We start from the raw sequence: 12,683 nt of genomic DNA on the forward strand, positions 1-12,683 counted from the left end.
AATTGATGAATAAAGTGATACACCATCTCGCAAGTGGAACCATATCCGGTATCCGAAAACGTGAATTTGGAATAATTGTCCGGTGCCTGGTGATGGTCAATCATCACAAATGTTTTATCCAGTTTCTCCAGGGTTGCCTGCATGAAATCGCCAACACGGTGCAGGGCATTGAAATCCAATGTGAAAATAATATCCGCCTGATTTAGTTTTTCAGTGCAGTTTTCGGTTTCTTTTTCGAAAATCAGAACTTTTTCCGCATCTGGTAACCAGGCTAAAAAATTGGGGAATTCATTTGGGGAGATTACAGAAACCTCGTGATTTTTCTGAAGTAAGAAATGGTATAACCCTAAACATGAGCCCATTGCGTCCCCATCAGGATTGCGGTGGGGGATAATAGCTATTTTTTTTGGAGAAGCTAAAAGTTCTTTAAGCGCTTCAATTTCATTGGTTGTCATCATGTTGCGAAAATACGTTTTTTCGGGATAATTTACATTACTTAAATCTTTCAAAGTTTTAATTTTTCTTCCGAAAAAAATATTGTTCCCTATGTTCGTCGGGAGCACCTGTTTTATATAATTGGAAGAAAATTTATTAATGGGCGTTTCATTTTCACAGAAATAACTATTTTTGCACATGCAACACAATGTACTTATTTTAGATTTCGGATCGCAATATACTCAGCTTATTGCGCGTAGGGTTCGCGAATTAAACATATTCTGCGAAATTTTTCCTTTTAATCATTTCCCGGATGATTTGTCAAGTTATAAAGCGGTAATTTTATCAGGTAGTCCTTTTTCTGTTCGCGCAGAAGATGCTCCACATCCTGATTTGTCTCAAATTCGTGGTAAAATGCCTTTATTGGCAGTTTGTTATGGAGCTCAGTATCTGGCTCATTTCAGTGGTGGGGAAGTAGCACCTTCAAACATCCGCGAATACGGTAGAGCTAATTTATCGTTTATAAAAGAAAATGAATTGTTCTTTGATAATGTGGATCTTCACAGTCAGGTTTGGATGAGCCACAGTGATACGATCAAGCAAATGCCTACAAACGGTGTTCGTTTAGCATCTACAAAAGATGTTGAAAATGCGGCATACCGTATCGATGGCGAAACAACTTATGCGATTCAGTTCCACCCGGAAGTGTATCATTCCACAGACGGAAAACAAATGTTGGAGAACTTCCTGGTAAAAATTGCAGAAGTGCCTCAAAACTTTACGCCGAATGCTTTCGTGGATGAAATCATAGCTGAAATGAAAGAAAAAATCCAGGACGATAAAGTAGTTCTTGGACTTTCAGGAGGTGTGGATTCAACGGTGGCAGCAGTTTTATTGAACAAAGCAGTTGGCGCAAATCTATATTGTATTTTCGTAAATAACGGTTTATTGCGTAAGAATGAATTCGAAAACGTATTGAACCAATATAAAGGAATGGGCTTAAACGTTAAAGGAGTGGATGCTTCTGAACGATTTTTGTCTGAATTAGCCGGAGTGGAAGATCCGGAAACCAAAAGAAAAATCATCGGTCGAGTGTTTATCGAAGTGTTTGACGACGAGGCACACCTTATCGAAGACGTAAAATGGTTGGCACAGGGAACAATTTATCCGGACGTAATCGAATCAGTATCGGTAAAAGGACCTTCAGCTACCATCAAATCACATCACAATGTAGGTGGTTTACCTGATTTTATGAAATTGAAAATTGTAGAGCCTTTGCGTATGTTGTTCAAAGACGAAGTGCGCAGAGTAGGAGCTACTTTAGGAATCGATCCGGAATTGTTGGGAAGACACCCTTTCCCGGGGCCAGGATTGTCAATCCGTATATTAGGAGATATTACTCCGGAGAAAGTGAGAATTCTTCAGGAAGTGGATTCTATCTTTATCGAAGGATTAAAAACCCATGGGTTGTACAACAAAGTTTGGCAGGCAGGAGCTATCTTATTGCCGGTAAACAGTGTTGGTGTAATGGGGGATGAACGTACTTATGAGAAAGTTGTTGCATTGCGCGCTGTAGAATCTACAGACGGGATGACCGCTGACTGGGTGCATTTGCCGTATGATTTCTTAATGAAAATCTCAAACGAAATCATCAATAAGGTAAAAGGTGTGAACAGAGTTGTTTATGATATCAGCTCAAAACCGCCTGCCACAATTGAGTGGGAATAAAATATTTAAGAAAAATAGGAATTAAGTCGTTACAATCTATAACTTTGTGACGACTTGTTCGTTTTAAAAAATACCATATGAAGTACTTTTTTACAGGATTGTGTACGGCTTTATTGGCTTCTGTTTCTGCTTTTTCACAAACGAAAGAACATAAAGTGGCAAAAGGAGAAACTGCCTATTCGATAGCCAAAAAATACAATGTGGCTGCAGAGGATATTTATCGTTTAAATCCAAATGCCAAAAACGGCGTTAATGAAAATTCGATACTTTTAATTCCTACGAAAGCAGGGCAGCCGTTTAAGGTAACTCCGAAAGAAACATCAAAAGAGGCTCCGAAACCAACCGGTAAAGAAACGCGTGTTTATCATGTGGTAGAAGCAAAAGAAACTGTTTTCAGTATTGCCAAAAAGTATGAAACTACGGTAGAGTCTATCACCAAAAACAATCCGGATGTAGAAAAGGAAGGGTTGAAATTAGGTCAGACGATTGTTGTTTTTACAACTAAAAAGATTGATAAACCAGAGTCTGCGAAACCAGCGGTAACTTCCTCGGCAAAATATCATACAGTAGAACCTAAAGAAACAAAGTTTGGAATAGCCAAAAAGAATGGCTTGTCTGTTGAAGAGTTGGAGACTTTGAATCCCGAAATTAAAGAAAACCTGGAAATAGGTCAAAAATTACGACTTAATAAAAATACTCCTGTAGCGGTAAAAGCACCTGTACAGCCTAAAGAAGTGGTGCAGTACATGGATTATACGGTTCAGCCAAAAGAAACGTTGTACAGTTTGACCAGGGGTTCGGGATTGAGCCAGGAACAATTATTGGCAGTAAACCCGGAACTCGCTAACGGAGTTAAAACGGGTATGGTTATAAAAGTACCTTCCGGAGCTAAATTTAATCAGATTACTCCAAACAAAACGCAAGTAGATATTGTCAAAACTATCAACAAGCAAGAATCTAAAGAATTGGTGTTGATGTTGCCGTTCCATATCGATAAAATTGAAGCAGATTCCCTGAATTCAGTTGCGGAACGACTTAAGAAGGATAAATTCCTGAATATGACATTGGATTTTTATGCAGGAGCTTTAATCGCTATCGATTCTGCTAAAACGCTTGGTTTGCCATTGACTGTAAAGATTTTGGATTCAGAGGAATCTAAAAATTCTTCCGCTGTAGCCTCTTTAATCAGTACGAATGATTTTTCTAAAACCGATGCTATCATTGGTCCGTTTTTCCAAAACCATGTGGAAACGGCGGCGGCTTTATTAGAAAAATACAATACTCCCGTAATTTCGCCATTATCAAACGAGAGAGGAAAACCGTATTCCAATCTGTTTCAAGCTATGCCTAATTCTTTGGATGTGAAGCGTAAGATGTTTGAATTTATGATGGAGAAAAATGGAAACATCATTGCGGTTATTGATCCTAAAAAAGGCAGTTCAAAACAGTTTATTACTGAAAATTATCCTGGAGTTAAAATTGCCGAAATCAACGATAAAGGCGTTCCGACTTTAGAGAATATGAAAAGCCTGATGGATAAAGACAGAATCAATTATGTGATATTGGAATCGGAAAAAACAGGTATGGTTTTGAGTACATGTAATATACTGGTTAGTGCGACTTCCGAATATCAGGTACAGTTGGTGACTTTAGATAAAAATGAAACGCTTGATTTTGAGGAAATCCCTTTAAGTAAGTTGACTAAACTTAAATTGTTATATCCTTCGGTGTCAAGAGATAATGAAACACCACAGGCGGCTATTTTTGCTAAAGTATTTAAAAGAAAAAATAATATTTTTCCAAACCGTTTTGCAACCCGAGGTTTTGATGTGACGTTTGATGTTATCTTGAGATTGTTCCAGGATGGCGGTTATAAAGAATCGGTAAACGAAAAAGCCTCTGAACAGATTGAAAGCAAATTCAATTATGTGAATATTGATAGCGGTTATTACAACAAAGGAATTTACCTGTTGTATTACGATGAAGATTTAACTTTAAAAGAAGCGAAATAATGGCAACTTCAAAAGTGACTTACCAAGGCGATTTAAGAACATCGTCTGTACATTTGCAATCCGGAAATACAATTATAACCGATGCCCCAACAGACAATCACGGTAAAGGGGAGGCTTTTTCTCCGACGGATTCTGTAGCAAATGCATTGGCAACCTGTATGTTTACCGTAATGGGAATAAAAGCCCGCGATTTGGAAGTGGATTTTTCCGGGTCGACGGCGGAAGTAACCAAAATAATGGGAACCGATCCAAGAAGAATCATAGAAATACAGGTAACCTTTCAAATGAATGTTACGGCTGATGATAAGACCAGGACAATTTTAGAAAAGACGGCAATGACTTGCCCTGTTCTTTTTAGTCTGCATCCGGATATTAAAAAAGAGGTTGTTTTTAATTGGAAGTAATACCATAGATGTTTAAAAATCCATTCTCATTCAAAGGCCGGATAAGAAGGCTTGAATTTGGTTTAAGCTATATTGTTTACTGGCTTGCATTGTTTCTGTTTTCGAATATAACTGAATTTTTGTATCAGTTCAGTGAGTACGGTGGCCTTTTTGGGTTTTTACTCATTGTTCCTGTGTGGTTTTTTATTGCTCAGGCTGTAAAAAGATGTCATGACAGAGGGAATAGTGGTTGGTATGTTATTATTCCGTTTTATGTTCTGATATTGATTTTTGCGGAGGGTGAAATAGGTGAAAATAAATACGGGCCAAATCCTAAAGGAGAAGGTAATAAAACTGAAATAGATCAAATAGGAGCTGTCGATGCAGAATAAAATCAGTCAACAAGAACTTTTAATAAAATTAGCACATACCAAAATGCCCTTCGGAAAATACGAAGGGTATTTTCTTATTGACCTGCCCGAGTATTATGTGGTTTGGTATCATAATAAAGGCTTTCCTAAAGGGCAATTGGGAGAGCAGCTTCAACTCGTTTACGAACTCAAACTTAACGGGTTGGAAGAACTCGTGAGAAACATCCGTAAAAACTTTCCGAAGCCGTAATTCTTTAACGAATAATTGTCAATTGCTAATTGCTAATTATCAATTTATAATCGTATTTTTGCCAGGTTTTTTTAAACAACAACACAACACACAATAAACAATACACAATGAATCAGACGAAGTATATTTTTGTTACAGGGGGCGTGAGTTCTTCTTTAGGAAAAGGGATTATCGCAGCTTCTTTAGCAAAACTATTGCAGGCAAGGGGGTACAGAACAACCATTCAGAAATTTGATCCGTATCTGAATGTCGATCCGGGAACGTTAAATCCATACGAACATGGCGAATGTTATGTAACGGATGATGGAGCCGAGACCGATTTGGATTTAGGACACTATGAAAGATTTTTGAATGTTCCGACTTCACAGGCAAATAACGTGACCACCGGAAGAGTATACCTCTCTGTGATTGAAAAGGAGCGTCGTGGAGAGTTTTTGGGTAAAACAGTTCAGGTAGTTCCTCACATCACCAATGAAATCAAGGAGCGTATGCAATTGCTTGGTAAATCGGGTGATTATGACATTGTGATTACTGAAATAGGTGGAACTGTAGGTGATATTGAATCATTACCATATATAGAGTCTGTACGTCAATTGGTTTGGGAATTGGGTGAAAGCAACGGAATTGTTATTCATTTAACTTTGATTCCATACTTGGCAGCAGCTGGTGAGTTAAAAACCAAACCAACGCAGCATTCGGTGAAAACTTTGATGGAAAGCGGAATTAAAGCTGATATCCTTGTGTGTCGTACGGAGCATGAATTGTCACAGGACTTACGCCAGAAATTGGCTTTGTTCTGTAATGTGAAGAAAGAAGCGGTTATTCAGTCTATCGATGCGTCAACTATTTATGATGTTCCGAATCTGATGTTGGAAGAAGGATTGGATAAAGTTGCGTTGAAAAAACTCGATTTGCCAGAGAAAAACTTGCCGGATTTAACACAATGGAATGAATTTTTACATAAACTGAAAAATCCCAAACACGAAGTAAATATCGGTTTGGTTGGGAAATATGTAGAACTACAGGATTCTTATAAATCGATTTTAGAAGCTTTCATCCATGCAGGTGCGGCAAATGAAACTAAAGTGAATGTGGTTAGTATACATTCCGAATATTTAGATGCTAAAACAGCTGAAAGTCAACTAAAAGGGCTGGACGGTATATTGGTTGCCCCAGGATTCGGAGGTCGTGGAATCGAAGGAAAAATCGAGACGGTTCGTTATGCAAGAGAAAACAATATCCCGTTCTTCGGAATCTGTTTGGGAATGCAGATGGCGGTAATTGAATATTCAAGAAACGTATTAGGATATGCAGATGCTAATTCAACCGAGATGAACGAAAGTACAGCTCACCCGGTAATCAGCATCATGGAAGAACAAAAAAATATTACCGATAAAGGCGGGACCATGCGTCTGGGTGCATGGAAATGTCAACTTAAGGAAAATACATTAGCGCATAAGATTTACGGTAAAACCGATATTTTGGAACGCCACCGTCATCGTTATGAATTCAATGGTGAATTTTTGAACGAATTGGAAGCGGCAGGATTAAAAGCAACTGGAGTTAACCCTGATACCGGTTTGGTAGAGGTTGTTGAGTTGGAAAACCATCCGTTCTTCATTGGGGTTCAATACCACCCTGAATATAAAAGTACAGTAGCAAATCCACATCCGTTGTTTGTTAACTTCGTGGCTGCTGCAGTTAAAAATAAAGTTTGTTGCTAAACCAAAACAAATAGTCAGGTTTTTTGGTAACAAATAACAATAATTATTGACTAACGAATCGTTTACTGCTTAAAGCCTAACGCTTAAAGCAAAATTTAAAATGGAAGAAAGAAAATTAGACGCTAAATCCATCGTAGCATTTGTATTGATTGCCGGTTTAATGATTTGGATGATGTTCAACAACATCAAAGAAGATCAAAAATTAAAGGCTCAGGAAGATGCTCAAAAAGCAACAACCGAAAAGGTAGGAAAAGCTAAAGAACAGGTTGTTGCTGCTGCAATCAGTGATTCAACACAAACCGATTCCCTGAAAGTAAAGGCATTGCAGAGTACTTTAGGAGCTTTTGCTTATTCGGCTGCATTACCATCAGCAAAAGATAATGTTACTGAAGTTAAAAATGAACTGGTAACGTTAAAAATCGCTAATAAAGGTGGTTATATCGTTGATGTTAAAGTAAAAGATTTTGAACAATTCCACAAAGGTTCGGGAAAATCGGTTCAAATTATTAAAGATAATAACGCCAATCTGAATCTTCAGCTTCAAACTAAAGACAACCGTGTTTTAAATACAAAAGATATGTATTTTGAACCTACGGTTACTAAAGAAGGTAATAATCAGGTGGTAACCATGCGTTTAAAAGCCGGTGAAAACCAATTTTTAGAGTACCGTTATGTATTGAAACCTAATGAGTATATGATGGATTTCGGTATTCGTACTCAAGGATTAAATCAGGTGATCAATACTTCAAAACCACTTGATTTAGACTGGCAGTTAAAAGCCTATAGAAACGAGAAAAGTATTTCTTATGAAAACCGTTATACAGATGTTCGTTACGAATATGAAGGCGGAAAAGACAATAGTTTAAGTGCAGCCAGCAATCTGGATGAAGAAACAGTTGAAGATCTTACTTATGTAGCCTTCAAACAGGATTTGTTCACTTCTATTTTATTGATGGAAACACCAATTAAAGGAGCGCAGTTAAAATCCGAAAATCTGGTTCACGATGAAGAAAAGGATACGGTTTATACTAAAAACTTCTCTGCGAAATTGCCTTTGGCATTCAAAAACGGAGAGTTGAATTATGCTATGAACTGGTACTACGGTCCTGCTGATTATAAGATTCTGAATTCATACGATAAAAATCTTGATGAAGTAATGCCTTTAGGATGGGGAATTTTCGGTTGGATCAACCGTTATGTTTTCATTCCGGCATACGGATTCTTAAGCGGGTTCCTGCCTCACGGAATTGCCATTGTGATTTTTACTATGTTGGTTCGTTTGGTAATGTCTCCGGTAACGTACAAGTCGTATTTGTCTCAAGCAAAAATGAAAGTATTGCGTCCGGAAATTGCTGAACTTAACGAGAAATTCGGTAAAGATCCGATGAAAAAACAACAGGAAACCATGAAATTGTATGGTAAGGCGGGTGTGAATCCGATGGCAGGATGTTTGCCGGCACTTATGCAGATTCCGGTGTTTTATGCCTTGTTCCAGTTCTTCCCGTCGATGTTCGACTTACGTCAGAAAAGTTTCCTTTGGGCGGAAGACTTATCGTCTTATGATTCGATTTTAGAATTGCCATTCCGTATTCCATTCTACGGAAGTCATGTGAGTTTGTTCCCGATTTTAGCCTCTATTGCTATTTTCTTTTATATGAAAATGACAACTGGAGATCAACAAATGGCGGCTCCGCAACAGGAAGGTATGCCGGATATGGGCAAAATCATGAAAATAATGATTTATATATCTCCGATTATGATGTTGTTCTTCTTTAATAACTACGCATCCGGATTGAGTTTGTATTATTTTGTTTCAAACACAATTACAATCGGAATCATGTTGGTTATCAAAAATTACATTGTAGACGAGAAGAAAATCCATGCTCAAATTCAGGAGAATAAAACTAAAGATAAACCGCAAAGCAAATTCCAAAAGAAAATGCAGGAAATGATGGAACAGGCGGAAGCGCAGAAGAAATCCAAAAAGTAAATTACTTTAGTTATAATTTAAAGCCCTGTTTTTAGAAAGTTTGTACTCATAAAATCAGGGCTTTTTTAATTGTTTAAATCAGAAAAATTCAATTGTCAGTTATGGTAACATGGAAAACCCATGAAGGCAGTTTCATTAACTCCCGGTTTATCAAAACGGAAGGCATCATTGCGAAAGCGGTTGTAGCCGATAATGAACACACTCTTGAACAGGAAATGTAATTCAGTTTTAAGCATAATTTTTGAAACTGGTTCGGTTGTTGATATAACGCTTACCATCTTAAGAACACTAAAGCAAAAGTTAACAACTATTGTCTGCAAGTTTAATTTGATTACTTTTGAAATATTTTTTAAAAATTGGAGTTTTTACTACATATAAATTAAAAAAAACAACAATATAAATTGTTTAATAAATAAATGATGAAAATAAAACAAAATCTGGGTTTGGTTTTTTTATTGACACTATGGTGTTCGGTTTTTTATGGTCAGGATTTTAATAAATTAGACGAAAATGGAAAGCGTCACGGCCTATGGAAAGGTGTTTATGAGGATACCAAAAATCCTCGCTACGAAGGTACTTTCGAACACGGAAAAGAAATAGGTGTTTTTAAATATTTTGATAACACAGTAAAACTGGTAGTCATTGCGACCCGTGATTTTTCGGCCAATGACGGTTCACATTATACTACATTTTACAATCAGAAGGGGTTCAAGGTAAGTGAAGGTAAAGTTGTCGGGAAAGATACTTATGTTGGCGAATGGAAATATTACCATTTGGATTCCAAGGAGATTATGACGCTTGAAAACTATGTTGACGGTAAATTGAATGGTGTTCGCAAAGTGTATTTTCCCAATGGAAAAATTACCGAAGAAACCAATTATCTTAATGGTGTTAAACACGGTAAATATAAAAAATATGCCGATAACGGGGTAGTGCTTGAAGACTCCAATTATAAAAACGGCCAATATGATGGCATGGCTACATTCCGTCTTTCGGAAAAACAAATCAGTGGTCAGGGCATGTTCAAAAACGGAAAGAAAGTCGGCAAATGGAAGGTCTATGAAAATGGTAAGATGAAAACCGTTAACATGGACTTACAGGGGAAAAAATTCGCAAAACGAACTAAACCTGTAGAAAAATACGAAGGACAATAAATTTAAAAGGAATAAGGTAATGAAACGTGTTGTAGTAGGGCTTTCCGGCGGTGTAGATTCGAGTGTTGCTGCTTATCTTTTAAAAGAACAAGGGTATGAGGTTATCGGTCTTTTCATGAAGAACTGGCACGATGATTCTGTAACTATTTCCAATGAATGCCCTTGGCTGGAAGATAGTAATGACGCATTGCTGGTGGCAGAAAAGTTGGGAATTCCGTTTCAGACTGTCGATTTGAGCGAACAATACAAAGAGAAAATCGTTGATTATATGTTCAGCGAATATGAGAAGGGAAGAACCCCGAATCCGGATGTATTGTGTAACCGCGAAATCAAATTTGACGTTTTCATGAAAATCGCCTTGAGTCTAGGTGCCGATTATGTTGCAACCGGACATTATTGCCGAAAAGGAATAATTGAGGTTGACGGAAAAGAAACCTATCAGCTTTTGGCGGGCGTCGACGGAAATAAAGATCAGTCGTATTTCCTTTGTCAGTTATCGCAGGAGCAATTGTCAAAAGCCTTATTTCCGATTGGTGAACTGACAAAACCCCAAGTTCGTGAAATTGCCGCAAAAATGGATTTGGTTACCGCAGAGAAGAAAGACTCTCAAGGATTGTGTTTCATTGGAAAAGTGCGCTTGCCCGAGTTTTTGCAACAGCAATTGCAGCCGAAAGAAGGGTTGATTTATGAAGTTGGTGCGGACAATCCGATTTATTCGGTTGAAAAACCAGAATTTGACTCCCTTGAAGAAGAACTGGCATACGAATCCAAAAATATTGACTACAAACCTGAATTTGGAAAAGTAGTTGGTAAACACCAAGGTGCTCATTATTTCACGATTGGTCAAAGAAAAGGACTGAATGTCGGAGGAACTAAAGAGCCTTTGTTTATTGTTGCCACCGATGTTAAAACGAATTCGATTTACACAGGCCAGGGCGGAAATCATCCGGGCTTGTTCAAAAAAGCATTGCTGGTTAAAAATCCTGAAATTCACTGGATCCGGGAAGATTTAGCATTAAAAGATGGCGAATCAATGGACATCATGGCTAGAATTCGTTACCGTCAGCCACTTCAGAAAGCAAAATTGCATAAATTCAAAAATGGTATCTACGTGGTTTTCGATGATCCGCAGTCTGCCATAACCGAAGGGCAATTTGTTTCATGGCACATTGAAGATGAATTAGTTGGTTCGGGAGTAATTTCATAAATTAGCACTTCCCAAAGAAGCAAACCATGAAAAAAAGCATACTGTTCATAGCGCTGCTGTTGTGTTTAAAGTTATTTTCTCAGGAAGATGCCTGGATTTATTTCAGAGATAAACCCAATGCTCAATCTTATATTGAGAATCCGCTCAATATGCTTTCTCAAAGAGCTTTAAACCGTCGCACCACTCAAAATATTGCTTTAAATATACAAGATGCTCCAATACATGTTCCCTACATTAACCAGATTAGAGCAGCTGCCGGAATTACAGTAAAAGCAAAATCGAAATGGTTAAATGCTTTACACATTAGAGGAACCCAGGCAAATATTGCGGCATTGTCGGCATTACCCTTTGTCAGCAGTATTAAATATGCCAATCATTCGTTAAATCCTGGCGGACGTTCAACTCCGGCAACGTCACAGAAAAAAAACAAAACAAACAAGTTTATGGATACTCAGGAGGACTATAATTACGGTTCTTCTGCAACTCAGGTTCAAATGCTCAATGCAAATTGGCTGCACCAACAGGATTTTACCGGTCAGGGAAAAATCATAGCCGTTATGGATGCGGGTTTCCCAGGTGTAAATACGCAAGCGCCTTTTCAGCGTTTGAGAGATAATAACCTGATTTTGGGAGGTTATAATTTCGTGAACAGAACCAATAATCCTTATACCGGTTTTCAGCACGGAACACAGGTGTTGTCAAATATGGGTGGCTATGTGGATAATCAGTTAATTGGGACTTCCGTGAATGCGCAATATTATTTGTTTGTTACAGAGGATATTAGTGGTGAAAACCCTGTGGAAGAAAGCAATTGGGTAGAAGCTCTGGAGATGGCCGATAGTCTTGGAGTTGATGTCGTAAATACTTCTTTGGGTTATTTCGAATATGATAATCCGGCTTATAGCTATTCTTACGATGATTTGAACGGACAAAAAGCATTTTCTTCTGTAGCTGTGGGTATAGCATTTAGCAAAGGGATGATTTGTGTCACTTCTGCCGGAAACTCTGGTAGTACTTCAAATCCACACATTGGAGTTCCTGCAGATGCGGCCTTAAATTTAACGGTTGGTGCTGTTAACAGTTCGGAGGTTAAAGCAGGGTTTAGTTCAATCGGACCAACTTTTGACGGAAGGATCAAGCCTGATTTGATGGCCATGGGCGTTGGAGCAACAGTCGCAACAGAGACCGGGAGTATTGCAACAAACAACGGGACTTCGTTCGCGGGACCGATTTTAGCCGGTGCGGTTGCCTCATTCTGGAGTGCCTTTCCAAATAAAACCAATGCTGAAATTGTTCAGTTAATTAAAGCATCAGCGGATCGTTTTTCAAATCCGAATAATAATTACGGCTATGGGATCCCGGATTTACAATTGGCATACAATAACGCTTTGTCGGTTTCGGAATTTCATGAAAAAGAATTTACACTTTA

The 12,683-nt window shown here is 38.1% G+C and carries 11 protein-coding genes; 10 read left to right on the top strand and 1 reads right to left on the bottom strand.

Annotated elements, in window-relative coordinates; all coding sequences use genetic code 11:
* On the bottom strand, nt 1-458 hold a 458-nt coding region (locus VLB74_RS11455), incomplete at its 3' end, for a DHH family phosphoesterase (protein WP_414655602.1).
* 175 nt (nt 459-633) lie between these two features.
* Here VLB74_RS11455 and guaA point away from each other — a divergent pair.
* The 10 genes from guaA to VLB74_RS11505 form a co-directional block, all read left to right on the top strand.
* Nucleotides 634-2,163, top strand: a complete 1,530-nt coding sequence (gene guaA / locus VLB74_RS11460; RefSeq protein WP_325203591.1) for a glutamine-hydrolyzing GMP synthase — start codon at nt 634-636, stop codon at nt 2,161-2,163.
* A 77-nt stretch (nt 2,164-2,240) separates the two neighbouring features.
* Nucleotides 2,241-4,175, top strand: a complete 1,935-nt coding sequence (locus VLB74_RS11465; protein WP_325203592.1) for a LysM peptidoglycan-binding domain-containing protein — start codon at nt 2,241-2,243, stop codon at nt 4,173-4,175.
* Entirely contained in the window at nt 4,175-4,579 is a 405-nt protein-coding gene (locus tag VLB74_RS11470) for an OsmC family protein (RefSeq protein WP_325203593.1), read from the top strand. The genes VLB74_RS11465 and VLB74_RS11470 overlap by 1 nt, the downstream gene beginning before the upstream one ends.
* Nucleotides 4,580-4,587: 8 nt before the next feature.
* Nucleotides 4,588-4,950: a DUF805 domain-containing protein gene (locus VLB74_RS11475; protein ID WP_325203594.1), complete on the top strand. Its 363-nt coding sequence runs from the start codon at nt 4,588-4,590 to the stop codon at nt 4,948-4,950.
* Nucleotides 4,940-5,179 carry a DUF3820 family protein gene (locus tag VLB74_RS11480; RefSeq protein WP_325203595.1) on the top strand — a complete coding sequence of 80 codons (240 nt, stop codon included), beginning with the start codon at nt 4,940-4,942 and terminating at the stop codon, nt 5,177-5,179. Before VLB74_RS11475 ends, VLB74_RS11480 begins: the two co-directional genes overlap by 11 nt.
* Nucleotides 5,180-5,286: 107 nt before the next feature.
* Entirely contained in the window at nt 5,287-6,903 is a 1,617-nt protein-coding gene (locus VLB74_RS11485; protein ID WP_325203596.1) for a CTP synthase, read from the top strand.
* Nucleotides 6,904-7,003: 100 nt separating this feature from the next.
* On the top strand, nt 7,004-8,893 hold the full coding sequence (yidC, locus tag VLB74_RS11490) for a membrane protein insertase YidC (RefSeq protein ID WP_325203597.1): 1,890 nt from the start codon (nt 7,004-7,006) through the stop codon (nt 8,891-8,893).
* 416 nt (nt 8,894-9,309) lie between these two features.
* Entirely contained in the window at nt 9,310-10,047 is a 738-nt protein-coding gene (locus tag VLB74_RS11495) for a toxin-antitoxin system YwqK family antitoxin (protein ID WP_325203598.1), read from the top strand.
* Nucleotides 10,048-10,066: 19 nt separating this feature from the next.
* Nucleotides 10,067-11,254: a tRNA 2-thiouridine(34) synthase MnmA gene (gene mnmA, locus VLB74_RS11500; protein WP_325203599.1), complete on the top strand. Its 1,188-nt coding sequence runs from the start codon at nt 10,067-10,069 to the stop codon at nt 11,252-11,254.
* A gap of 26 nt (nt 11,255-11,280) precedes the next feature.
* Nucleotides 11,281-12,683, top strand: a 1,403-nt coding sequence (locus tag VLB74_RS11505) for a S8 family peptidase (RefSeq protein WP_325203600.1), incomplete at its 3' end; no start/stop codon positions are given.

It is taken from the genome of Flavobacterium sp. (assembly GCF_035456225.1).
Lineage (GTDB): Bacteria > Bacteroidota > Bacteroidia > Flavobacteriales > Flavobacteriaceae > Flavobacterium.